Consider the following 23,857-nt stretch of genomic DNA (forward strand, 5'->3'; position numbering starts at 1 on the left):
GGAAGTAGGACCGCAGGACCTGCTTGAGCGGGTCCTTCTTGGCGGCCTTGCGGAACGTGTAGTCGGTTCCGTACTTCATGTACGGCTCGTGGTACTGCGGCTCCCAGGACAGCTCCTGGATCTTCTGGTGAGCCTTGGCCAAACTCTGCCGACTCAAGGTCGTCTCCTCACGGTGGTGGTTTCCTCGCTGCCGACACGAGCGCGGGCGTCTCGGCACCGGAGTGAGAACGCGGATCTCGTGGTCCCCGGGGGCTTGCGGGCCCCGGCGCCTCTCGTTCCGTGCCGGGAATCACACCTCCGGAGCCGAGAACGTGCGGTCTCAATATGAGACTGTCGTCGGCTACCGACCTCTGCCTACCGTTCGGCGCATCGCGCCTGTACCGTCGGGAAGCGCACCGGCCACCGCCGCGGATCACAGCAGCTCCGAAAAGGGGAACCGGTTGGACCACCCGGACCAGCGCACGCTCCGCTTGGGCGCATCGCTGAGAGCGGCGGATGACCGCCGCTCGACTTCGACGCGCCCGCACCCGGACGGCGGCTCCGAAGAGCTCGCCCAGGCCCGCACCTGTTTCCTGGTGGACGAACCCGTCGAGCCCGGCGTCGTGCGGGAACCGATCCTCGCGTCCTGGACGCGCTCCCGGCACTACGACGTGGCCGCCGACCGCCTCGAGCTCGGCCTCGAGTCCGAGTTCTCGCTCGACTCGCTGCTCACACGGGCCGCAGGACCGATCATCCGCGAGGTCGCCGACCAGCTCACCAGCGAGCCCGTGAGCCTGATCCTCACCGACGCCGACGCGGTGGTGCTCGACCGCCGCAGCGGCGACGGGTCGCTCACCCGCCAGCTCGACCGGATCGCGCTCGCGCCGGGCTTCAGCTACGCCGAGCGGCACGTCGGGACGAATGGGATCGGCACCGCCCTGGAGGGCCGTGGGCCCGCGCAGGTGTTCGGTCACGAACACTACGCCGAGCACCTCGAGGACCTGGCCTGCGCCGGTGTCCCGGTCCGGCATCCCGTCAGCAGCAAGGTGCTCGGCGTCGTCGACCTCACCTGCTGGCGCCGCGACGCCAACATGATGATGGTCGCCATCGCCTCCAGCGTGGCCAAACGGATCGAGGAGGTCCTGCTGGAGCAGTCCGGCCGCCGCGAGCTCACGCTGCTGCACGACTACCTCACCGCGTGCCAACGCGGCCGTGGCGCGGTGTTCGCCATGAGCGACGACCTGCTGATGATGAACGACCGCGCCCGTGAACTGCTCGACCCCGCCGACCAGGGGCCGCTGCTCGCCGAGGCGGGCGAGGCGCTCGCCGCGGGCAGGCGGCACCAGCTGATGATCGACCTGCCCAGTGGTCACACCGCTCGCGTGCAGTGCCGGCCGAGCTGGTCCGACGGCGACCGCGGCGGCGGCGTCGTCCAGGTCCAGATCATCGCCAACGGCACCACGCAGACCAGCCGCAGCGTCGCCGCCGCCGCACCCAGCCTGCCCGCGGCCGTCGGCTCCGGACCGTTGTGGGCCAAGTGCTGCCAGGCCGTCGACCGGCACTTCCGCGCCCGCGAGTGGCTGGTCCTGGAGGGCGAGGCGGGCACGGGCAAGACCACGATCGCCCGGGCCACCCACCAGGGCCGCACGCCCGCCGCGCACCTGCGCGTCTTCGACGCCGACCAGTACGGGCCGCGGTGGGTCGCCGAGATCGCCGAGGAGCTCGAGTCCGGCGACGGCGGCACCCTGGTGCTCACCCACCTGGAACGCCTCGACGCCGCCGCCGTGCAGGCGCTGGCCGACGCGCTGGAGCCGCACCGCGAGTCCACCGACCCCGAGCGGCCGTGGATCGTCGCCACCGTCACCCCCGGCCGCGGCGGTGCCGACCTGCGCGAGCTGCTCGCCCACTTCCCGAGCACCGTCGAGGTGCCGCCGTTGCGCCACCACGTCGAGGACGTGACCGAACTGGTGCCCTACCTGATCGCACGGCTCACCCGCGGTGCGGACCTGAGCTGCTCCGCGGAGGCGATGCGGGTGCTGATGCGCAACCGCTGGCCCGGCAACGTCGAGCAGCTCTACCAGGTGCTCCGCAAGGTCGTGGCCCGCAGGCGCACCGGGGTCGTCGCCTCGGCCGACCTGCCGCCGGAATGTCGCGCCACCACCCGCCGGGTCCTCACACCGCTGGAGGCGATCGAGTGCGACGCGATCGTCGACGCGCTCATCGACACCGACGGCAACAAGGCCGAGGCGGCCCGCCACCTGGGCATGTCCCGCGCCACGATCTACCGCAAGATCCGTGGCTACGGGATCTCGATGCCCAGCCTGACCTGACACCTGTCATCGCCGCCTGTTGACGATCGGCACCTGCGCCCCGGTGATCGACCCATAGGCTGCCGCCATGTTGGAGATCCGGGGGGTGTCCAAGCGCTTCGGCACGGTCCAGGCGCTCGACGACGTGAGTTTCACCGTGCGGCCGGGCGAGGTGTTCGGCTTCGTGGGCAGCAACGGCGCAGGCAAGACCACCACGATGCGGATCGTGCTCGGGGTGCTGTCGGCCGACGCCGGCGAGGTGTCCTGGAAGGGGGTGCCCGTCGACGCCGACCTGCGCAGGCGGGTCGGCTACATGCCCGAGGAGCGCGGGCTGTATCCGAAGATGAAGGTGGGCGAACAGCTGGTCTACCTGGCGCGGCTGCACGGCCTGCCGGCCGCCGACGCGGACGCCGCCGTGCAGCGGTGGACCACGACCCTCGAGATCGGCCACCGCCTCGGTGACGAGGTGCAGAAGCTGTCGCTGGGCAACCAGCAGCGGGTGCAGCTCGCGGCGGCGCTCGCACACGACCCGGAGGTGCTCGTGCTCGACGAGCCGTTCTCCGGTCTCGACCCCACGGCCGTCGAGGTGATGAGCGGGGTGCTGCGCAGCAAGGCCGACGCGGGCGTCCCCGTGATCTTCTCCAGCCACCAGCTCGAACTGGTGGAGCGGCTCTGCGACCGCATCGGCATCATCTCCGGCGGCCGGATGGTGGCCGTCGGGTCGGTGTCCGAGCTGCGCGCGCGGGACGCGAGTGCCGTGATCGACGTGCACGGCCCGCCCGCGGGATGGGCGAGCGGGGTGCCCGGCGTCGAGGTGGTGGACGGGACGGTAACCGACGGGGCGGGCGCGCACACCCGCATCCGGCTCACGCCCGGCGTCGACGACCAGGACGTGCTGCGCGTGGCGCTGGCCGCGGGCCCGGTGCACGAGTTCCGGCGCTGGCGACCCCCGCTGACCGAGCTGTACCGCGATGTCGTCGAGTCCGGATCCGTGAACGGGGTGCCCGCATGAGTTCGCCGCTGAGCCCGTCACAGGCGGTCCTTCTCGTGGCGCGCCGCGAGTTCACCACGCAGGTCCGGTCCCGCAGCTTCGTGATCGGCCTGGTCGTCACGCTCGTGATGTTCGCCGGGATCGGGCTGCTGGGCGCGTTCATCTCCGGGCAGTCCTCGACCAACACGCTCGGGGTCACCCCGGAGACCGCCTCGCTGCAGCCCGCCATGGAGCAGATCGCGCAGGCCCAGGACCGGACGCTGGAGATCCGTGAGGTCTCCGACTCCGAGGGACGCGCGGCCGTCGGCGAGGGCGATCTCGACGCCCTGTTGACCGGATCCGCCGGTGGCTACGAGCTGGTGGGCCGTGACGCCGTCGACTCCGGCCTGCAGGCCGTGGTGATCACCGCGGTGCAGCAGGACACGCTCGGCACCGCGCTGGCCGAGGCCGGGATCGACCCGGCCGCGCTCGGCGCCCGGTCCGAGGTGGCGGTGGCGACGCTGGAGCCGGCGGACGCGAACAGCGGGGAGCAGCTCGGGATCGCGCTCGTGGGCACGATCCTGCTGTTCATCTCGCTGAGCGGCTACGGCGCACTGGTGGCCACCGGGGTGGTCGAGGAGAAGCAGAGCCGCGTGGTGGAGCTGCTGCTCGCCACCATCAAGCCGTGGCAGCTGCTCGCGGGCAAGGTGCTCGGGCTCGGGTCCGTCGGGCTGTTGCAGCTGGTGATCCTCGGGGTCATCGGGGTGGTCGCCGGCACCGCCGCGGGGTTGTTGACCGTGCCCGGGGCGGCCGCGGGCATGTTCGGGATGGTCGTGCTGTGGTACCTGCTGGGTTTCTTCCTGTTCGCGGCTCTGTACGCCGCGATCGGGTCCACGGTGTCGCGGCAGGAGGAGCTCAACTCCGTCGTCACGCCGCTGATCTTCGTGTTGCTCATCCCCTTCATCCTGGCGGTGAACCTGCTGCCCAACGATCCGCGCAACCCGCTCGTCGCGGTGCTGTCGTTCGTGCCGTTCTTCTCCCAGACGCTGATGCCGGCGCGCTACGCGCTCGGCGTGGCGCCGCTGTGGGAGGTCGCGGTGTCCGTCGTTATCGCCCTGGTGTCGATCGTCGTGGTCGTCCGGGTGGCCGCTCGCGTCTACGAGAACTCGATCCTGCGGACCGGCGCGCGCGTGGGCCTGCGCGAGGCGCTGCGCACCCGGTGAGGTGTCAGCCCTCGACGAGTTCCAGGGCGTACTCGGGGAACCAGCCGCCGGCCGGGGGCTCCCCCGGCCGGCACTCGCCGTCCGACTCGCCGGGCCGCTTGACCCACAGGAGCGCGTCCACCAGCGGGATCCCCGGGTCGGTCGTGGGCGGTACGCCGAGCCTGCGGCCGGCCGGGTTGCACCACGAGGGCGTGCCGTCGGCGGCCTCCGGTGCCCGGCCGGCACCGTTGCGGCTGGTGTCCACGACGAACCGCACCCCGCCGCCGAGGGCCTGCGAGATCGCCGTGCCGTGCGCCACCGTCTCCTCGGTGGGGTAGAAGTTCGCGACGTTGAGGCTGAACCCGGCCGCGCGGCGCACCCCGGAACGTGCCAGCGCGTCGGCCGTGGCGCCGACGTCGGGCACGAAGCCGGGGTTGCCCGCGTCGAGGTAGACGCGGGCGCCCGCCGCGGCGAGCACGTCGACGGCGTGCGCGAGCAGCGCGTACCGCTCGTCCGCACCGGTGACGCAGCCGGTGAGCTGGTGCGGGATCGCGTCGGGCTCGAGCACGACCAGCGGGTCCCGCTGCCCGCGCAGGCCCGCGGCGACCTCGGCAACCCAGGCCCGGTAGGCCGCACCGTCGGCCGCGCCTCCACCGGAGAAGCTGCCGCAGTCGCGGTCGGGGATGTTGTAGGCGACCAGCAACGGTACGGCGCCCGCGGCGTCCGCCCGGTCGGTGTAGTCGGCCACCACGGCGGCGACGTCCGTGCCGCCCGCGAGCCACAGCGGGACCGGGCGGTCGGCGATCTGGCGCAGCAGCGTCGCGTCGGCCGCCCGGCCCGCGCCCTCCCACTCGGCCACCTGCCGGGCCGCGGCCGTGGTGGGGTCGACGTAGAGGTCGCCCGTGCCCGGCGGGCCGCCGTACATCAGGAACCCGGCGGCCGCGATCAGGACCGCGACCAGCAGCGCCGGGATCTCGACGGTGAGCAGTCGGCGGGGGAACCGGGGCGGCTCCGGGGGCAGCCGGGCCGCCAGCTCGAGGTGGGCGTCGACCTGGGCGTGCAGGTCCAGCGGAAGGCGTGGCGCGGGCACGACCGGGCGCGCGAGCACCCGCACCCCACCGTCCTCCGCCACAGCACGCTCCGCTCGGCCGCCTCCCGGGATAGATCCTCGGTCGGCGGGCGCGCGTTACACCGTGACCGTCAGCCGGCGGTGCGTCGCCGTGGGGTGTGGGCGGAGAACCCGGCGGCGACGGCGTCCTCGGCCGTGCGGAACCACACCTCCGCCTTGGTCCGCGCGTAGTACGGGCTCGACGGCGGGTGGAACAGCATCGACCCGGCGTTGCCCTTGATCGTGAAGTCCGGGCCCGGTGCGGATCCGTCGGGTAGCGGGAGGGCCGAGCCGGGGCCGTGCGGAGAGTCGGGAGAGGAGGCGGTCACGTCCTGCGGATCCGCGAGGAGGGATTGCGGGGGCGTGGCCGCCCCGCGGCGCCGCGGGGACGAGGATCGGCGGGGTTCGGGCGCATCGGGCGGTGGGTCCGACGAGGCAGCGGCGCCCGACGGTGCAGCGGCGAGCGACGGTGCCGGCGGAGGGCCGACGGGCGGCTCGCTCGACCCGGCGGACGCCGGGGCCGCGGCAGGCGGCTCGGAAGGCCCGGGAACCGTTGACCCGTCAGCCGGGGAGGGCTGCCGCGGGACCGTCGGCGGCGCCGGGTCGGGGGGATCGGGTGGTGACGTCGACGCCGCGGGGGGGGCCGGGCTGCCCGCGGGAGCCGGTGGGGTGCCCGGCGCCGGGGGTGTCGGGGACGAGCCGTTGCGGCCGGTCGTACCCGCCGCCGCGGGCGCGGGCGCCGTGACCGGTCGCGAAGGGACGGTTCGGTTCGCCGCGGCGGGCCCGGGCCCGGATCGCCTGCGCACGGCGACCCACGCGCCCACCCCCAACACGACGACCGGCACGATCCAGCGGCGACGGCGGGACGGTCGGGTATCGGTCATGGTCCCCTCTCCCCTCGGTGCGCGCCGACCGTACCGGCACCGCGGCGGCCCGGTGCGGCGAGGAGTCAGCTGCGCGCGGCCTTGACGTGGTCGTACCGCGCGAGCGCTGCGAGCCGCTCGGCCTTGTGGTCGACCATCGGTTCCGGGTAGCCCTCCGGCACACCGCCGGGCAGCGTCCACGGCTGGTGCACCTTCCTTCCCTCCACGTCACGCAGTTCGGGGACGTAGCGGCGGACGTAGTCGCCGTCCGGGTCGAACTTCTCGCCCTGCGTGATCGGGTTGAACACCCGGAAGTACGGCGACGCGTCGGTGCCGCTGCCGGCCGTCCACTGCCAGCCGTGCTGGTTGGACGCCAGGTCACCGTCCACGAGCAGCCGCATGAAGTGCCGCGCCCCCCACCACCACGGCAGGTGCAGGTCCTTCACCAGGAAGCTCGCGACGATCATGCGCACGCGATTGTGCATCCACGCCTCCGCGCGCAGCTGCCGCATCCCGGCGTCGACGATCGGGAAGCCGGTGCGGCCCTCGCGCCAGGCGTCGAACGCGGTGCGGGCGGCGGCGCCGGACGCCGTCGGCAGGGCGTCGAAGGCGCGGTCGTAGTTCTGGCGGGCCGAGTCGGGGCGCCGGTGCAGGACGTCGGCGTAGAACTCGCGCCAGGCGATCTCGGTGCGGAAGGTCTGCGCCGACTCCGAGCGCCGCGGGGCCAGGTCCGCGAGGAGCGTGCGGGGGTGCACGAGCCCGTACTTGAGATACACCGACATCCGCGAGGTGCCCGGCCGGTCGGGCCGGTCGCGGGCGTCGCCGTAGCGGTCGACGGGGCCGTCGAGGAAGTCCCGCCACCGGGCCAGCGCGGCGTTCTCGGTGGCGTCGGGCAGCGGGGCCTCGACCGGCTCGTCGTCGGGCACGCGCACGGCCCGCGGCCCGCCGTCCTTGACCGCCGGGTCGAGCCAGTCGACGGTGCTCGCGTCGGTGTCGGCGGGCGCCCGCCAGCCGTGCTCGGCCCACGCGCGCCGGAACGGGGTGAACACCCGGTACGGGTCGCCGTCGCCCTTGCGCACCCGGCCGGGCGCCACCGCGTACGGCGAGCCGGTGCGCACCAGCTCCCGCCCGTCGGCCACGAGCGCCTTCTCCACGGCCTCGTCACGGCGGACGCCGTACGGGCCGTAGTCGGCGGCGACGTGCACCCTGCCGGCCGCGGCGGCAGCGGCGATCCGGGGCACCACGTCAGCGGGATCACCGCGCACGACGAGCAGCCGCCCGCCGAGTGACTCGTCGAGGCAGCGCAGCGCGCGGTAGAGGAAGGTGCGCCGGGCCGGGCCTGCGGGGTCCAGCAGCGCCGGATCGAGCACGAACAGCGCCAACGACTCCGGCGCCGCCTCCGCGGCGGCGAGGAACGTGGGCTGGTCACGCACCCGCAGGTCACGACGGAACCAGACGACGGAGACGGCACTCATGATCGGCGACGCTAACGCGCGGCGACCGGTCGCGCGCGGCGACGGCAGGGGTGACGCGGCGGGTGTCCGGGCGCGGTCCGATTGCAGGAAGGCCACCTTCACGCAACCAGATGGCATGAAGGTGGCCTTCCTGCAATGGCGTGGGCCACCGGAATCTCGACGGCGCGGGCGCTGGTCTACGGCTGGGCGGTCAGTGCCGTCAGCGTGCGGGCCAGGGGCGGGCGCAGCCAGGCCGCCAGCGCCACCGGGTCGTCGGGGCCGCGGACCAGCGCGGTGAACACCAGGCCGTCCAGCAGCGCGGCGATCTCCGCGGCGGCGGCGTCCGGTTCGACCGCGCCCAGATGTGCCAACGCCTCGGCCCCGAGGCGGCGGATCGTGTCGCCGCCCGCGCGCAGCTCCGCCCGCAGCGCCGGGTCCCGGACGGCGGCCAGGCTCAGCTCGTAGCGGGCCAGGGTGCGGTGCCGCTGGTCGGTGGCCATCGACACCCCGACGGCGACGAGCACGTCCAGCGGCGACCCGCGGGGCGCGACCAGCGCCGGCATCTCCCGTTCCACGTCCAGCGCCAGCAGCCGCTCCACGCAGCCGGCGACCAGCGCGGAGCGGCTGCGGAAGTAGTACGAGGTGCTGCCCGGCGCGATGCCCGCCGCGCCGTCGACGGCGCGATGGGTGAGACCGCGCATGCCGTGGTCGGCCAGCACGAGCAGGGCCGCGTCGAGGATCTCGGTCCGCCGGTCGGTCACGAGCCTTGTCCTCTACTTCTGTAGAGCCAAATGGTACGGTCTCTACAAGAGTAGAGGGAGGCCGGCATGGACATCACGGTGGTGGGCGCGGGGCTCGGCGGGCTGGCGGCGGCGGTCGCGCTGCACCGGAGCGGGCATACGGTGACGGTGCTGGAGCGCGCCCCGCACCTGCGCGAGACGGGCGCCGGCATCGGGATCATGCCCAACGGCGTGCTGGCGCTCGACGCACTCGGTCTCGGTGCGCCGGTGCGCGAGCGCTCCGCCCCGCTCGGCACGGCGGGCGGCGTGCGGAACCGGCACGGCCAGCCGCTGCTGGCCACCGACCAGCGCGCGGTCGAAGCGCTCACCGGCGCCCCGGTCGTCGTGGTCCCCCGCCGCTGGCTGCACGGCCTGCTCGCCGAAGCCCTGCCGGCGGGCACGGTCCGGACCGGACGACCCGTCGACGCCGTGCCCATCTCCGACGCCGTGCCCACCTCCGACGCCGTGGTCGTCGCCGACGGCGCGGGCAGCCGGCTGCGGGCGGCCCTGTTCCCCGGCCACCCCGGGCTGCAGGTCTCGGGCGAGTTCGCCGCCCGCGCGATCGCACCGGCGCCGCCGGGGGTGCCGCTGGCGCCCGGGGAACTGCTCGACCACCGCAGCGGCGAGCGCTTCGGCTGCATGCCGATGGCCGACGGCGCCGTCTACTGGTACGCCACCTGGCGCACACCGGACGCCCCCGCCGACCCGACCGCCCGGCACGCCTGGCTGCGGGCCCGCCGCGCCGACTGGCACCCCTGCGCGGCGGAGCTGATCGCCGCCACCGCGCCCGGGGACGTCCACGTCGTCGAGACCGCCCGGCTCGCGGCACCGCTGCCGACGTTCGCCCTCGGTCAGGTGGCCCTGCTCGGCGACGCCGCGCACGCCATGACCCCCGACCTCGGCCAGGGCGCCTGCCTGGCCTTCGAGGACGCGGTGACCCTGGCCGGCGTGCTCGACACGACGGCCGACGTCGCGGCGGCGCTCGCCCGCTACGACGCGCTGCGCCGCCCGCGCACCACCGACCTGATGCGCCAGGCCCGGCGGATGAACCGCATCCTGACGCTACGCGGACCCGCGGGCCGGCTCCGTGACGCGGCGCTGCGCCTGCTGCCCCGCGGGCCGGCCACCCGGGCGATGGCCGCGCAGTTCCGGTTCGATCCCCGACCGGGTCAGCGCTCGCCCATCGGCACGTAGCCGCGCTCGGTGGCCCCGGTGTACAGCTGGCGCGGACGGCCGATCTTCGTGGCGTCGTCGTTGATCATCTCGCGCCAGTGCGCGATCCAGCCGGGCAGCCGGCCGAGCGCGAACAGCACCGTGAACATCTTCGTCGGGAAGCCCATGGCCCGGTAGATCACGCCGGTGTAGAAGTCGACGTTCGGGTAGAGCTTGCGCTCGACGAAGTAGTCGTCGGCCAGCGCCTTCTCCTCCAGCGCCTTGGCGATGTCGAGCAGCGGGTCGGTGACACCCAGCTTCTTGAGGATCTCGTCGGCGCTCTGCTTGACGATCCGGGCGCGCGGGTCGTAGTTCTTGTAGACGCGGTGCCCGAACCCCATGAGGCGGGCGCCCTTCTCCTTGTTCTTGACGCGGCCGACGAACTTCTCGACGTCGCCGTCCTCCTCGGTCAGGATGCGCTGCAACATCTCCAGCACCGACTGGTTGGCACCACCGTGCAGGGGGCCGAACAGGGCGTTGATGCCCGCGGAGACCGACGCGAACAGGTTGGCGTGCGAGGAGCCGACCATGCGCACGGTGGACGTCGAGCAGTTCTGCTCGTGGTCGGCGTGCAGGATCAGCAGCACCTCGAGGGCCCGCGCCACCTCGGGGTCGATCTCGTAGGGCTCGGCGGGGAAGCCGAACGTCATGCGCAGGAAGTTCTCCACCAGCCCGAGCGAGTTGTCCGGGTAGAGGAACGGCTGTCCCACGGACTTCTTGTACGCGTAGGCGGCGATCGTCGGCAGCTTCGCCAGCAGCCGCGCGGTGGACAGCTCCACGGCGTCGGCGTCGAAGGGGTCGAGGCTGTCCTGGTAGAAGGTCGACAGGGCGCTCACCGCGGACGAGAGCACCGGCATCGGGTGCGCGTCGCGCGGGAAGCCCTCGAAGAAGCGCTTGAGGTCCTCGTGCAGCAGCGTGTGCCGGCTGACCTTGTTGGTGAACGCCGACAGCTCGGCCTGGGTCGGCAGGTCACCGTAGATCAGCAGGTAGCTGGTCTCCAGGAACGTCGACCTCTCGGCCAGCTGGTCGATCGGGTAGCCGCGGTAGCGCAGGATGCCCGCGTCGCCGTCGATGTAGGTGACCGCCGAGGTGCACGCGGCGGTGTTGCCGAAACCCTGGTCGAGGGTGACCAGTCCGGTCGTGGGGAGCAGCTTCCCGATGTCGAACGCGGACGCGCCCTCGGTGGCGTGGGTGATCGTCATCGGGTACTCGCCGCCCGGGTGGTGCAGTACGGCTTCGGTCTGGTCGGCCATGTGGAGGTTCCCTCACACTCGGGTCGGGTGTCGCGATCGTTGGCGCCCAAACTAGTGCGCGGCCTCCGGCGGGCGCCGGGCAGACCGGCCGACATCACGCGCCGGCCGACCCGCTTTCCGCCGCACATCACCCGTTCGGGCGACCATGGACGTCCGAGCCGGCCGATCTCGGCGCCGCGGTCATGCGGGAGCTCGGTAGGTCCAGAACACCGGGAACCGACGCACCACGACGAGCGCCAGCACGATCACGGCCACCCCGCCCGCCACGACCGCGGGTCCCGGGCCGGCGACCGCGGCCGCAGGCCCGTGCCACAGATCGGCCAGCCGCGGCCCGCCCGCCACGACCACGATGAACACCCCCTGCATCCGCCCGCGCATCTCGTCGGTGGCCACGGTCTGCAGGATGGCGCTGCGGTACGACGAACTGACGAGATCGGCCGCGCCGCCGACCGCGAGGAAGAGCACGGCCAGCCAGAGCGAGCTCGTCAGCCCGAACAGCGCGACCGACGCCCCCCACACGCAGATGGCGACGGTGACGGCCACCCCGTGGCGACGGACCCGCCGCAGCCACCCGGAGAACAGCCCGGCGAGCACCATCCCGATCGGGATGGCCGCGAACAGCAGCCCGAGCGCGGGCCCGCCCCCCGGCGGGTCGCCGAACACGGTCTGGGACATCTCCGGGAACACGACCCGCGGCATCCCGAACGCCATCGCCACGATGTCGATGAGGAACGACACCAGCAGCACCGGGTACGCCGCGGCGTACCGGAAGCCGTCGACGATCTCGCGCAGACCGGCCTTCCGCCGTCCGGTCCCGGCCGCGGGCGGATCGGGCGGCATCACCGGCAGCCGCCAGCTGGCCCACAGCGTGGCGAGCAGCGCGACGGCGTCGAGGAGGTAGAGGGTGGACAGCCCGATGACCGGGATCAGCACCCCGGCCAGCAGCGGCCCGGCGATCGCCCCGACCTGGAAGACGGTCATGTTCAGCGCGTTGGCGGCGGGGAGCTGGTCCGCGGGGAGCAGCCGCGGGATGACGGCGTTGCGGGTGGGCTGGTTGATCGCCAGGAACGCGGTCTGCACGGCGAACAGCGACAGGATCAGCCACACGCCGCCGACGCCGGTGGCCGAGGTGACCCACAGCAGCAGCGAGCCGCCCGCGATCCCCGCGCCGCTGACCAGCAGCAACGAGCGCCGATCGACGGCGTCGGCGATCGCGCCGCCCCACAGCCCGAACACGACGAGCGGCACGAGGCCGAACAGGCCCGTCAGCCCGACCCACGCCGAGGAGCCGGTGAGCTCGTAGATCTGCGTCGGCACGGCCACCACCGACAGCTGCGCCCCGATGACGGTGACGACGCCCGCGAGCCACAGCCTGCGGTAGGACGGCGTGCGCAGTGGACGGGTGTCGGCGAGCGTGCCGCGCACGGCACCGGCGATCCTCCGCAGGCGCCGGGTCGGGGCGTCCGGGCCGGTTCCGAGCGCGCCGGTGGGCCGCTCCTGCGGCCCGTCGGGCCGGGTGGGCTGCTCCGGACGCTGCACCCGTCCAGGCTTACCACGGGCACGGGCGGCGATCCTGCGACCTCGGACACCCCCGTCGGGCCACCGGCGGCACGCGGGATCCGCGGGCGGTCAGGGAGCGAGCCGGCGGACCGTCCACGTGCGATCCCGGCCGAGCTGGAAGCGCAACCGGTCGTGCATGCGGTTCGCCCGGCCCTGCCAGAACTCCACCTGCTCGGGCACGATCCGCCAGCCGCCCCAGTGCGCGGGCACCGGCACCGGGCCGTCACCGAAGCGCTGGGTGACGCCGGCGAGCGCGTCGTCGAGCACCTTGCGGTCGCGCACCACGACCGACTGTGCCGACGCCCACGCCCCGAGCTGGGAGCCCCGGGGCCGGGACCTCCAGTACTCCTGCGTCTCGGCCGCCGTGACCTCCTCGACCGTGCCACGCACGTGCACCTGCCGGTGCTGCGGATACCACGGGAAGGTGGCGCTCGCGTACCGCGTCGCACGCAGGTCGTGACTCTTGGCGGAGGTGTAGTTCGTGAAGAAGACGACGCCGCGGGGGTCGAGGCCCTTGCACAACACGGTGCGCGAGCTGGGTCTGCCGTCCTCCCCCGCCGTGGCGAGCACCATCGCGTTGGCCTCGGCCACGCCCGCCGACTCGGCCTCGCGCAGCCAGGAGCCGAGCTGCTCGTGCCAGGTGGGCGCGAGGTCTCCGACGTCGAGTTCCACGCTGCGGTAGTCCACCCGCATGCTCGCCAGCTGCTCTGCCATCGCGCGCCTCCCCGTCACCGGATTGTGACGTTATGTGGGCGGGTGCCGCCGGGACAATCCCGGTGACCGATCCCACCCGCCCGCCCCGTTGCAGGACGGGGTCGCTGGGTGCAGGGTGACGCCAACCACGCCGGTCGTGACCGGTGCGGTTCGCGTGTGCACGGGAACACCCGTCCCGGCGCGCGCGTGCTCCGGCCGACGGCCACCCGATGCGGGGCCACTGGAGTCGGCCAGGGTGTCCAGAGTCGGGGACCTACGAGGAGGACGCGTGTCCACTGCGCCGACGGCGCCGACCGCGCCGGGTACCGCAGACCAGCCGAACGGCTCGGCGGTACCTCCGCCCCCGCCCGGCTTCAAGTCCGGGCTGGAGGGCCATGTCGCCTTCCGCACCCAGATCGCCGAGCCCGACAAGGACGGCGGCGCGCTGCGCTACCGCGGCGTCGACATCGAGGACCTGGTCGGGAAGATCAGCTTCGGCAACGTCTGGGCGCTGCTCGTCGACGGCCGGTTCGGTCCGGGCCTGCCGCCCGCCGACCCGTTCCCGATCCCGGTGCACACCGGCGACGTCCGTGTCGACGTCCAGGCCGCGTTGGCGATGCTCGCCCCCTACTGGGGCTACCGCCCGCTGCTGGACACCGACGAGCCCGAGGCCCGCGACCAGCTCGCCCGCGCCTCGGTGATGGCCCTGTCCTACGTCGCCCAGTCGGCGCGCGGGATCGGCATCCCCGCCGTCCCGCAGGCCCGGATCGACGAGTGCACCACGATCACCGAGCGCTTCATGACACGCTGGCGCGGCGACCCGGACCCCGCCCACACCAAGGCCATCGACGCCTACTGGGTGTCGGCGTGCGAGCACGGCATGAACGCGTCGACGTTCACCGCACGCGTGATCGCCTCCACCGGGGCCGACGTCGCCGCGGCCATGTCCGGCGCGATCGGCGCCATGTCCGGGCCGCTGCACGGCGGCGCGCCGGCGCGGGTGCTGCCGATGCTGGAGGAGGTCGAGCGGACCGACGACCCGTCCGGGCTGGTCAAGGGCATCCTCGACCGGCGCGAGAAGCTCATGGGTTTCGGGCACCGGGTGTACCGGGCCGAGGATCCCCGGGCCCGCGTGCTGCGCCGCACGTGTCGGGAGCTGAACGCGCCCCGCTACGAGGTGGCCGTCGCGCTCGAGCAGGCGGCGCTCGCCGAGCTGCGGGAGCGCCGTCCGGACCACCCGATCGAGACGAACGTCGAGTTCTGGGCGGCGGTCATCCTCGACTTCGCCCAGGTCCCGCCGCACATGATGCCCGCGATGTTCACCAGCGCACGCACGGCGGGCTGGTCGGCGCACATCATGGAGCAGAAGCGCGAGAACAAGCTCGTGCGCCCGTCCGCGCAGTACATCGGCCCGGGGCCGCGCAAGCCCGAGGCCGTCGAGGGCTGGGACTCGATCTGACCGAACCCGGCCCGGCAGCGAACGGCACGCCCGTCCACCCGGGGTGCACGAACGTGCCGTTCGCTGCGAGCAGGTGACATCGGGCGTGACGCGGGGCACGGCCGCCGGGGCCTGCCGCCGGCGGCGCGGGTGCCAGACTGGGATCCGTGACCGCTTCCACGTCCACCGACCTGCAGATCCCCACCGACCTCCTGCCCGCCGACGGGCGCTTCGGCTGCGGACCGTCCAAGGTCCGCCCCGAACAGCTCGCCGCCGTCGCGGCCGCCGGTGCCGTGATGGGCACCTCGCACCGCCAGAAGCCGGTGAAGTCACTGGTCGCCCGCGTGCGATCCGGGCTGGGCGAGCTGTTCTCGCTGCCGGCGGGCTACGAGGTGGTCCTCGGCAACGGCGGGTCCACCGCGTTCTGGGACGCCGCCGCCTTCGGCCTGGTCCGCGAGCGCGCCCTGCACCTGACCTACGGCGAGTTCTCGGCCAAGTTCGCCGAGTCCACGCGCGGCGCGCCCTTCCTCGCCGACCCGATCGTCGTCACGGCCGATCCGGGCAGCGCGCCCGAGCCGCAGGCCGACCCCAGCTGCGACGTCCTCGCCTGGGCCCACAACGAGACCTCGACCGGCGTCTCGGTCCCCGTCGTCCGCCCGGCCGAGGCCATCGACGGCCAGCTCGTCGTCGTCGACGCCACCTCCGGCGCCGGGGGCCTGCCCGTCGACGTCTCCCAGGCGGACGCCTACTACTTCGCCCCGCAGAAGGGCTTCGCGTCCGACGGTGGGCTGTGGCTCGCGCTCATGAGCCCGTCCGCGCTGGAGCGGGTGGCCGAGCTGGCGGCGTCCGACCGGTGGGTCCCGCCGTTCCTGTCGCTGGCCACGGCGGTGGACAACTCCCTCAAGGACCAGACCTACAACACCCCCGCCGTCGCCACGCTGGTGCTGATGGCCGAGCAGATCGACTGGATGAACGGTCTCGGCGGGCTCGACGCCTGCGTCGCGCGCACCGCCGAGTCGTCCGGGCGGCTCTACGGCTGGGCCGAGAAGTCGGAGTACGCCACGCCGTTCGTGTCCGACCCCGCGCACCGTTCGCAGGTGGTCGGCACGATCGACTTCGACGACGCGGTCGACGCCGCCGCGGTGGCGAAGGTGCTGCGCGCCAACGGCGTGGTGGACACCGAGCCCTACCGCAAGCTGGGCCGCAACCAGCTGCGCATCGGCATGTTCCCGGCGGTCGATCCGGCCGACGTCGAGGCCCTGACGGCCTGCATCGACTGGATCGTCCCGAACCTCCCCTGACCGCCGCCCCCGCGCCGCCCCGACTTGCAGTGGGGTGGCTTTGCTGGAGCCTGGCTGCAGTGAAGCCACCCCACTGCAAGTCGGTGGGGCGGGGTGCGGCTGGGTGCGGGTGCGGCGCTGTGGTGGCCGGATGCGGCGGGTAGTCACATCTGTAACTTCTGCCCCAGCTTTACCTCACGTCTCACACGTGGGACGCTGCGTGTGCGGGCAGGTTGTGCGACGTCAAGGCGGGTACTACGGCCCCGGCGCGCCTCCGCCGCCCGGCGCGACTCGGCATCTACCGTCACCCGGACGGGGAGAGTCTTGAGAACGGTAGGAGGCCGCGGATGCGCGCGCTGCGGGTCGTCGGGATCACCGAGGGCGGCGACGTCGTCCTCGAGGACTCCGGCCGTCGCGAGCGCTTCACCGTGCCCGCCGACGAGCAGTTGCGCGCCGCCGCCCGGGGCGACCTCACCCGTCTCGGGCAGATCGCGATCGAGTTGGAGAGCCAGTTGCGTCCACGTGAGATCCAGGCCCGCATCCGCGCCGGAGCGTCCGTGGAACAGGTCGCTTCCGCCGCCGGGGTGCCCATCCAGAAGATCGAGCGCTTCGCCTACCCGGTGTTGCTGGAGCGCTCGCGCACGGCGGAGGTCGCACAGCGGGCCCACCCGGTCCGTGGCGACGGGCCGGACGTCCGGACGCTGGGCGACGTCGTCGCGCACACCTTCGGGCTGCGCGGCCAGGAGTACACCGAGGCGGAGTGGGACTCCTGGAAGGGCGAGGACGGACGGTGGCTCGTCGCGCTCTCCTGGCGGGCCGGACGGTCGGACAACCGCGCACACTGGATCTTCCAGCCCGGGGCGCACGGCGGCACCGTCACCTCCGTCGACGAGCACGCCAGCGACCTGGTCGAGGGGCTTCCGGCACGGCCGCTCCGCCCGGTCGGCCCGGTGATCGACATCGCGCGGCCGGACGAGCCCGCACCGGCACCGCAGCACCCCGAGCTGCGGGCCACCGCGTCCGACCCGGCCCGCGAGCGCGGACCGGCTCCCGACAACCGGGCCGCCGAGCACCGTGGACGGGGCTCGGACCGTCCGACAGAGCGCTCCGGCGAGCGCCCGGCGGACCGCACCGCCGTCGACCAGGCCCAGGCCCCGGCGCTCGATGCCCCGGCCGACCGCGGCATCGGCCAGCGCGGAGCCGGCCAGCGCGACCTCGGCGAGCGCACCGGGTACGACCGGTCCGTGCCGGGCCGCACGGCCGGCCCGCCCGCGCAGCGCCAGGCCGAGCCCGAGCAGCGCCGGCCCGAGCCCGCCCGGCCCGAGCCCGCCCGGTCCGAGCCCGAGCCCGCGTCGCCCGCGTCCGAGACCGAGCAGCACCAGGATGAGCCCGCCCGGGCCGAGCCCGCCCGGAACCGACCCGATCCGCAGGCGCGCCCGACCGAGCCTGCTGCGTCGACGACCCCGGACCCACCCGCTCCGCGCGAGGAGGTCCGCGAGCAGGCCGAGGCTCCCGCCGAACCCGCCGCCGAGGCCCCGGCCACCACCAGCCGCCGCACCAAGAAGGGCAAGCCCGTCATGCCCTCGTGGGACGAGGTCCTCCTCGGGGTCCGCGGCCAGCGCTGAGTCCGCGGGCCGTTCAGCCCAGCGCGCCCGCGAGCAGCACGACCCACGCGACCACGAGACCGGCGGCCGTGCCCAGCGCGGGCCACCGCCAGAACGGCACGACCCGCAACAGGTACAGCGACGGGGCCAGTCCCAGCCCGACCAGCAGGTTCGCGGGCACCCACCACAGCCCGAACGCCTCGGCGAAGGTCGTGCTGAGCAGCACGTCGGCCATCGTGACCAGTACCGCGAAGAAGGCCGCCACGGGCAGGCCGGTGGCCCACGGGGTGGGCCCGGGGGGCTCGACGGCGAGCGGGGAACGCCGGGCACCGACGGGCGCGCGCGGTCCCGGGACGGCAGCCCGCATCGATTCGACGGAGCCGCTGACCGGGTCGACGAAGTCGACGGGGCGGCCCCGCACCCGCGCCACCCGGGACGCGAGCTGGCGGCCGCGGCGGCGCACCAGGTCCTGCTCGACGTCGGCGCCGGGGCGGTCGACGGCCACGGCGAACGCGGCCCACTCGCGCAGGGCGGACTCCAGGTCGTCGGGTAGCGGTGGATCACCGGGGCGGCCGTCCCCGAGTTCCACCCGGCCCCCCGCGGCCCTCATCACGTGATCAGGGTACGGCGGCTCCGACCGCGTGGAAGGCCACCGCGGCGGCCGTTGCCACATTGAGAGAGTCGACGCCGGATGCCATCGGGATGCGGACCGCCACGTCGGCCGCGGCCAGCGCCTCCGGGGTCAGACCCGGCCCCTCCGCCCCCAGGAGCAGGGCCACCCGCCGGCCCGTCAGCCCCGCGTCGACGATCGGTACCGACCCGGACGGGGTCAGCGCCGCGACCCGCAGGCCGGCGTCGCGCACCAGTCCCAGCGACGCCGGCCAGCTGCCGGGGAGCTCGGCGAACGGCACCCGCAGCACATGTCCCATCGACACCCGCACACTGCGCCGGTAGAGCGGGTCGGAGCAGCGCGGCCCGAGCAGCACCCCGTCGACGCCGAGCGCGGCGGCGTTGCGGAACAGCGCACCGAGGTTCTCGTGGTCGCCGACACCCTCCAGCACGGCGAGGGTGCGCACGGAGCGGGCGAGCGCCACCGGGTCCACCGGTGCCGCCCGATCGGCGACGGCGAGCACCCCGCGGTTGAGGTGGAAGCCGACGGTGGTGGCCATCGTGTCGGCGTCGGTGGAGTACGCGGGCACGTCGAGGTGCGCGAGGTCGGCGGCGAGGTCGTCGAGCCGGCGTGGCACGCCCAGCACCGACCGCAGCGGGTAGGGCGAGTCCAGCAACCGGCGGACCACGACCACGCCCTCGGCGATGACGAGCCCGCGCCCGCCGGGCCGGTCGGGACGGCGGTCGGCCGTGGTCAGGTCGCGGTAGTCGTCCAGGCGTGGATCGGCCGGGTCGGAGACGACGGTGATGGTGGCCACGGTCACCGATCGTCGCAGGTCGCGACGACCCGTCGGGCACCACTCATCCGGTCGGCCGTAGCGGCATCGGTAGCGGTGTGTCACGGTGGAGCACTCGCCCGACCGGGCACCCCTGGTCCGGGCTCGGCCCGGGGGGCGAGGAGGCAGTGTCACGTATGGGCCAGGACGTCGACCGGACCACGTTCAGTCGGCGGGACCGCCAGACGTATCGGGCGAAGGTGCAGAGGTGCCTCGACGCGCTCGCAGTGATGCTGAAGGAGCGCACACTCGCCTGCGACGAGCCGATGACCGGGCTCGAGGTGGAACTCAACCTCGTCGACCACGATCTCTGTCCCACCCCGGCGGGCGCCCGCGTCCTCGCGGCGATGGGTGCCGGTGAGTTCCAGTCCGAGCTCGGTCGTTGGAACCTCGAGCTGAACCTGCCGCCGCGCCCGCTGCTCGGCGACCAGTGGCGCCGCCTGGAGAGCGTGCTGCTCGACGAGCTCGGCACGGTACGCGCCGCGGCCGATGACCACGGCGCGCAGCTCGCCGTGATCGGGATCCTGCCGACGCTGCAGAAGCAGCACCTCGGTGTGGACGCGCTGTCGACCGACCAGCGCTACACGATGCTCAACGAGCAGATGCTCACCGCCCGGGGCGAGCCGATCCGCCTCGACATCACCGGGGACGACCCGTCGGGTCGCCACGACGTCTCCCCGGAGCACCTGGTGGCCGACTTCGACTCGATCGCGCCCGAGGCGGCGTGCACGTCGATGCAGCTGCACCTGCAGGTGCCGCCCGACTCCTTCGCGGCCTACTGGAACGCCGCGCAGTGCCTGGCCGGGGTGCAGCTCGCCGTCGGTGCGAACTCGCCGTTCCTGCTCGGTTCGCGGCTGTGGGCGGAGACCCGGATCCCACTGTTCGAGCAGTCGTGCGACGTCCGCACCCCGGAGCTGCGCAACCAGGGCGTGCGACCGCGCGTCTGGTTCGGCGAGCGGTGGATCACCTCGGTGCTGGACCTGTTCGCCGAGAACGGGCGCTACTTCCCGGCGCTCATGCCGGTCACCGAGGACACCGACCCGTTCGCCGACCTGGCCGAGGGCCGGATCCCCCAGCTCGACGAGCTGCGGATGCACAACGGCACGATCTGGCGCTGGAACCGTCCCGTGTACGACATCGCCGGCGGGGTGCCGCACCTGCGGGTGGAGAACCGCGTCCTGCCGGCCGGGCCCTCCGTCGTCGACATGGTGGCGAACGCGCTGTTCTTCTACGGGCTCCTGCGCGAGCTGGTGGAGGCCGAGCGGCCGCTGTGGAGCTCGATGTCGTTCGAGGCCGCCGAGGAGAACTTCACCACCGCGGCCCGCCACGGCCTCGACGGGCCCCTCTACTGGCCGGGCACCGGATGGATCCGGCCCGACGAGCTCGTGCTGCGCAAGCTGCTCCCGCAGGCCGCCGCCGGGTTGGCCCGCTGGGGTGTGCACCCCGAGGTCGCCGACCACTACCTGACGGTGATCGAGCGACGCTGCGTGCAGCGGCGGACCGGGGCCTCGTGGCAGCTCGACACGGTGGCCGCGCTGCAGGCCCGCGGCCTCGAGCGCCCGGCCGCCCTGCGCGGCATGCTGGCTCGCTACCTGGAGTTCTCGACCGCGAACGAGCCGGTGCACGCCTGGACCACGCCCGCCTGAGCGGGCCGGGCTCCGCCCGGCAGAGCCCCGATCCCGACGAGTTTTCCCGAACCGCCACGGGGAGCGCGCTGCCTCCCTACAGTCCCCCCGGTCCTACAGCCGAGCCCGCACCACCGGGGGAACCATGTCCGACCGCTCCACGCCGACCGGGCGCACCCGGTGACCGCGGTGTCCCGATTCCGGATCTTCGGCCAGCCGACCGCGGGGCCCCCTCCCTACCCCGCTCCCCCGCCGGCCCCGGTTGCGCCGCCGCCCCTCCCGCCGTGGCCCTCGGTGCCGGCCGCCGACCGGTCGGGGGCCGTGGCCGATCCGCCCACCGACCCGTTCGGGTTCCCGCCCGTCGCGGGCCCCGGTCCCGACCCCGGCTCGGGTCCCGCCACCACTCCCGACCCGGCCGAGGCCGCCGCGCTGGCCGCGGCGTTCGCCGTCGACTACCTGTCGTGGGACGAGGACGACCCCGGGCGGCGGGCGCGCGTGCTGCGCGACTACCTGCCGGTGCCGGGCAGCGACCCGGCGCACCTGGGCTGGTCGGGTCGGGGCCGGCAGCGCGCCGAGTTCGCACTGCCCGGGCTGGTCCGCGGGGACGGCGAGGGCCGCGTGCTCGTCGACGTCCGGGTACGGGTCACCCCCTACCGCGCGGTCGGCGAGCACGGCCCCGAACCGGCGGGCCCCGACCCCGACGTCGCCGGGATCCCCGCCGTGGCGCCCGCACCCACCGGCCGCGGCTGGCGCAGCCTCGCGTCGTACTGGATCCGGATCAACGTGCCGGTCGCGGCCGAGGGCGGGCGCCTGGTCGTCGACGCGTGGGAGGAGACCCTCGGCGAGGATCCACCGCCACCGCCACCGCCCGCCGAGGATCATTCCCTCGCCGACGACGACCCGCTGGCGGCGCCACCGGCCGCCCCGTCGTCCACGGGCGGTGCGTGGTGAGGGTACCGCTGTTCGCGGGCGTCGCGGCCGGGGTCGGCACCACCACGCTCGCCACCGCGCTGCACGGCATCGACGGCGGTCGTTACGCCGGCGGACCGGTCGACGTGCTGGTCTGCCGGGCCTGCTCCGCCGATCTCGCCCGCGCCGCGGCCGTCCCCGGCGCCTCCGTGCTGGCGCTGCGCACCGACGGCGCACCGGCACCCGCCGCGCGCGCGTGGCTCGACCGGATCCGTCCCCGCTTCGGGGCGATCGTGCTGCTGCCCGACGTGGAGCGCTGGCGTGCACTCGACGAACCGCCCGCCGCGGAGGCCGCACGGCTGCTCGCCGTGCCCGCGGACCGGCGGCCGCGACCGCTGCGCCCCTACGCCGACGCGCTGCTGCAGATCACCGCGGGCCTGGTCCACGACGGTGGCCTGACCGGCACCCGACCCGGTCCGCGGCCGTCCCCGGGGGCCGCCGCGACGCCCGCCCCGCGCGGGCGCGGAGCCGTGGACCGTCCGGGCCCGCCACGCGGCACCGTCCAGGACCCTCCCCGCCCGCCGTCGCCGCGCGGGCGCGGCGCGGTGGACGGTCCGGCCACGCCGCGCGGTGTCGTCCACGGCCCTCCCGGCCCGCCGTCGCCGCGCACGCTGTGGCGGGGGCTGGCGACGGTGGAGCGACCGGCGTCCCCGCGGGCCGGCCGCGCGCAGGCCCCGGCCGGCGACCTCGACGACGACGCGCTCGAGTCCTGCGAACCCGCCCGGGGCCGGTGATCACCGATGCCCGCCCCCACCGTCCCTGCGCTGCGCAGGCCGCTCGCGGCGGCGCTCGCGGCACTCGCGGGCCTGTTGCTGCTGGGTGCGGCGCCCGGCGAGGAGCCCGTCGATCCGACGTCGGGCGTCGCGGCCGAAGCGGTGCCCGAGGCCGCCCGAGAGTGGCTGCCTCTGATCGCGGAGCTCACGGCGACCGGCTGCCCGGAGCTGCCCCCGGTGTGGGTCGTGGCGCAGGTGCAGGTGGAGTCGGGCTGGGACGCCGAACTCGTCTCCGACGACCCGGACGGCCCCGCCGGGCTGTACCAGTTCGACCAGAGCAACTGGGTCGCGGCGGGTGGCGACCGCTGGTCGTCGGATCCCCCGGGCCCGGACGACGACGTCACCGACGTGGAATCGCACCTGCGGATCGCCGTGGCGTGGATCTGCACCAACCTGCGTGCCGTCACCCGGCACCTGGAGGACACCGGCAAGACGGCCGACCCTCTCGACGCGATGCTCGTCTGCCACCTCGCAGGCTGCGGTCGCGTCGCAGGGAGCGCCACCGGTGTGCCCGAGGCGGGTGAGGCGCGCTGCGGACAGCGGTGCGCGGAGGTGATCGGGGGCTACGTCGAGGGGGTGCGCGCCGAGGTCGACCGCTTCTCCGCGGCTCCGCCCGGACCACCCGAGGAGCCGACACCCGCGGATGCGGTGCCCGCCGACGCGGTGCCCCCTGACGCCGCAGCCGCCGACGCCGCAGCCGCCGACGCCGCGCCCACGGAGGGGGCGCCCGCCGGGGGCGCGGCCCCCGCGCCGTGGACCGGCGGCGCCACCGGCTGCGAGCTGACCGACCCCACCGGTGACGGCTGCCTCACCGGCGCCGCCCGGCACGGCCTGGAGGCCGCGTCCGCGGCGTTCGGCGGCTGGTCGCAGGGCCCGGTGATCCGCAACGCCGGCTGCTGGGACGCGCACGCGTGGAACCCGCGCAGCGACCACCCCCGGGGCAAGGCGTGCGACCTGTTCGCCACCGCCCCGGGTGCGTTCGCGGAGGGCGGCGAGCTCGACTCGGGATGGCGGGTGGCCGACTGGTTCCGTACGCACGCGGAGCCGTTGCAGGTCAAGTACCTGATCTGGCAGGGCCGCTACTGGGATCCGGGGGTCGCCGACACCGACGGCTGGGGCCGTCGCTACACCGGCGGCGGCGTCTACGACACGCGCAACGCCACCGGTGGGCACTACGACCACATCCACGTCAGCTTCCGGGAGTAGTGATCATTATTCCATGAGAAGCAGCATTCATGCATCTAACGCAGGCCCTCGACCTGCTACCAGCCGGTTCCATCTCGACGTCTGCGTCCACTCTAGACGTCGGCCGAACAGGCCCTTCGCACCGTTGGCTGTGCC

The 23,857-nt window shown here is 74.3% G+C and carries 20 protein-coding genes; 11 read left to right on the plus strand and 9 right to left on the minus strand.

The window, feature by feature from the left end; genetic code table 11:
• Window positions 1-575 precede the first annotated feature (575 nt).
• The 3 genes from Q1K26_RS18780 to Q1K26_RS18790 all read left to right on the plus strand — a co-directional run bounded on the left by Q1K26_RS18780 (window position 576) and on the right by Q1K26_RS18790 (window position 4,481).
• Window positions 576-2,309 (plus strand): helix-turn-helix domain-containing protein, encoded by a 1,734-nt coding sequence (locus Q1K26_RS18780; protein WP_300014481.1) that lies wholly within the window; start codon window positions 576-578, stop codon window positions 2,307-2,309.
• A 67-nt stretch (window positions 2,310-2,376) separates the two neighbouring features.
• A complete protein-coding gene (locus Q1K26_RS18785) occupies window positions 2,377-3,300 on the plus strand; it encodes an ATP-binding cassette domain-containing protein (protein WP_300014484.1) in 924 nt (307 codons plus the stop codon).
• Window positions 3,297-4,481 carry an ABC transporter permease gene (locus Q1K26_RS18790; RefSeq protein WP_300014487.1) on the plus strand — a complete coding sequence of 395 codons (1,185 nt, stop codon included), beginning with the start codon at window positions 3,297-3,299 and terminating at the stop codon, window positions 4,479-4,481. Before Q1K26_RS18785 ends, Q1K26_RS18790 begins: the two co-directional genes overlap by 4 nt.
• A 4-nt stretch (window positions 4,482-4,485) precedes the next feature.
• On the opposite strand, the gene Q1K26_RS18795 is transcribed toward Q1K26_RS18790, so the two are convergent.
• From Q1K26_RS18795 to Q1K26_RS18810, 4 genes are all read right to left on the minus strand, one after another.
• Complete coding sequence (locus tag Q1K26_RS18795) at window positions 4,486-5,592, minus strand: glycoside hydrolase family 6 protein (protein ID WP_300014490.1); 1,107 nt, start codon at window positions 5,590-5,592, stop codon at window positions 4,486-4,488.
• A 68-nt stretch (window positions 5,593-5,660) separates the two neighbouring features.
• Window positions 5,661-5,897, minus strand: coding sequence for a hypothetical protein (locus tag Q1K26_RS18800; RefSeq protein ID WP_300014493.1), 237 nt, complete (start codon window positions 5,895-5,897; stop codon window positions 5,661-5,663).
• Window positions 5,898-6,517: 620 nt separating this feature from the next.
• The gene (locus Q1K26_RS18805; protein WP_300014496.1) at window positions 6,518-7,906 is read right to left on the minus strand and encodes a deoxyribodipyrimidine photo-lyase; all 1,389 of its coding nucleotides are present in this window, start codon (window positions 7,904-7,906) and stop codon (window positions 6,518-6,520) included.
• Between the two features lie 176 nt (window positions 7,907-8,082).
• Complete coding sequence (locus Q1K26_RS18810) at window positions 8,083-8,646, minus strand: TetR/AcrR family transcriptional regulator (RefSeq protein WP_300014499.1); 564 nt, start codon at window positions 8,644-8,646, stop codon at window positions 8,083-8,085.
• A 66-nt stretch (window positions 8,647-8,712) separates the two neighbouring features.
• Here Q1K26_RS18810 and Q1K26_RS18815 point away from each other — a divergent pair, with 66 nt between their 5' ends.
• Window positions 8,713-9,858 carry an FAD-dependent monooxygenase gene (locus Q1K26_RS18815; protein WP_300014502.1) on the plus strand — a complete coding sequence of 382 codons (1,146 nt, stop codon included), beginning with the start codon at window positions 8,713-8,715 and terminating at the stop codon, window positions 9,856-9,858.
• Here the strand turns inward: Q1K26_RS18815 and Q1K26_RS18820 are convergent.
• The 3 genes from Q1K26_RS18820 to pdxH all read right to left on the minus strand — a co-directional run bounded on the left by Q1K26_RS18820 (window position 9,834) and on the right by pdxH (window position 13,403).
• Window positions 9,834-11,129: a citrate synthase gene (locus Q1K26_RS18820; RefSeq protein ID WP_300014505.1), complete on the minus strand. Its 1,296-nt coding sequence runs from the start codon at window positions 11,127-11,129 to the stop codon at window positions 9,834-9,836. The two genes, Q1K26_RS18815 and Q1K26_RS18820, sit on opposite strands and share 25 nt — an antisense overlap.
• Window positions 11,130-11,309: 180 nt before the next feature.
• Window positions 11,310-12,575: an MFS transporter gene (locus Q1K26_RS18825; RefSeq protein ID WP_300014531.1), complete on the minus strand. Its 1,266-nt coding sequence runs from the start codon at window positions 12,573-12,575 to the stop codon at window positions 11,310-11,312.
• A 183-nt stretch (window positions 12,576-12,758) separates the two neighbouring features.
• Window positions 12,759-13,403 carry a pyridoxamine 5'-phosphate oxidase gene (pdxH, locus tag Q1K26_RS18830; protein ID WP_300014508.1) on the minus strand — a complete coding sequence of 215 codons (645 nt, stop codon included), beginning with the start codon at window positions 13,401-13,403 and terminating at the stop codon, window positions 12,759-12,761.
• Window positions 13,404-13,767: 364 nt separating this feature from the next.
• Here pdxH and Q1K26_RS18835 point away from each other — a divergent pair, with 364 nt between their 5' ends.
• The 3 genes from Q1K26_RS18835 (at window position 13,768) to sepH (ending at window position 17,725) form a co-directional block, all read left to right on the plus strand.
• Window positions 13,768-14,841 carry a citrate synthase 2 gene (locus Q1K26_RS18835; protein WP_300014534.1) on the plus strand — a complete coding sequence of 358 codons (1,074 nt, stop codon included), beginning with the start codon at window positions 13,768-13,770 and terminating at the stop codon, window positions 14,839-14,841.
• A gap of 146 nt (window positions 14,842-14,987) precedes the next feature.
• Window positions 14,988-16,121, plus strand: a complete 1,134-nt coding sequence (gene serC / locus Q1K26_RS18840; protein WP_300014511.1) for a phosphoserine transaminase — start codon at window positions 14,988-14,990, stop codon at window positions 16,119-16,121.
• Window positions 16,122-16,447: 326 nt separating this feature from the next.
• On the plus strand, window positions 16,448-17,725 hold the full coding sequence (gene sepH / locus Q1K26_RS18845; protein WP_300014513.1) for a septation protein SepH: 1,278 nt from the start codon (window positions 16,448-16,450) through the stop codon (window positions 17,723-17,725).
• 13 nt (window positions 17,726-17,738) lie between these two features.
• Here sepH and Q1K26_RS18850 read toward each other — a convergent pair whose 3' ends face one another.
• Window positions 17,739-18,314, minus strand: coding sequence for a DUF2537 domain-containing protein (locus Q1K26_RS18850; RefSeq protein WP_300014537.1), 576 nt, complete (start codon window positions 18,312-18,314; stop codon window positions 17,739-17,741).
• A 7-nt stretch (window positions 18,315-18,321) separates the two neighbouring features.
• Complete coding sequence (locus Q1K26_RS18855; protein ID WP_300014516.1) at window positions 18,322-19,131, minus strand: RNA methyltransferase; 810 nt, start codon at window positions 19,129-19,131, stop codon at window positions 18,322-18,324.
• A 155-nt stretch (window positions 19,132-19,286) separates the two neighbouring features.
• Here Q1K26_RS18855 and Q1K26_RS18860 point away from each other — a divergent pair, with 155 nt between their 5' ends.
• The 4 genes from Q1K26_RS18860 (at window position 19,287) to Q1K26_RS18875 (ending at window position 23,722) form a co-directional block, all read left to right on the plus strand.
• Window positions 19,287-20,795 carry a glutamate--cysteine ligase gene (locus tag Q1K26_RS18860; RefSeq protein WP_300014519.1) on the plus strand — a complete coding sequence of 503 codons (1,509 nt, stop codon included), beginning with the start codon at window positions 19,287-19,289 and terminating at the stop codon, window positions 20,793-20,795.
• Between the two features lie 300 nt (window positions 20,796-21,095).
• A complete protein-coding gene (locus tag Q1K26_RS18865; protein ID WP_300014522.1) occupies window positions 21,096-21,725 on the plus strand; it encodes a hypothetical protein in 630 nt (209 codons plus the stop codon).
• A complete protein-coding gene (locus tag Q1K26_RS18870) occupies window positions 21,722-22,477 on the plus strand; it encodes a hypothetical protein (protein ID WP_300014525.1) in 756 nt (251 codons plus the stop codon). Before Q1K26_RS18865 ends, Q1K26_RS18870 begins: the two co-directional genes overlap by 4 nt.
• A 6-nt stretch (window positions 22,478-22,483) precedes the next feature.
• Window positions 22,484-23,722: a hypothetical protein gene (locus Q1K26_RS18875; RefSeq protein WP_300014528.1), complete on the plus strand. Its 1,239-nt coding sequence runs from the start codon at window positions 22,484-22,486 to the stop codon at window positions 23,720-23,722.
• Window positions 23,723-23,857: the final 135 nt, after the last annotated feature.

Origin of the sequence: Pseudonocardia sp., assembly GCF_029263155.1 — a bacterium.
Lineage (GTDB): Bacteria > Actinomycetota > Actinomycetes > Mycobacteriales > Pseudonocardiaceae > Pseudonocardia.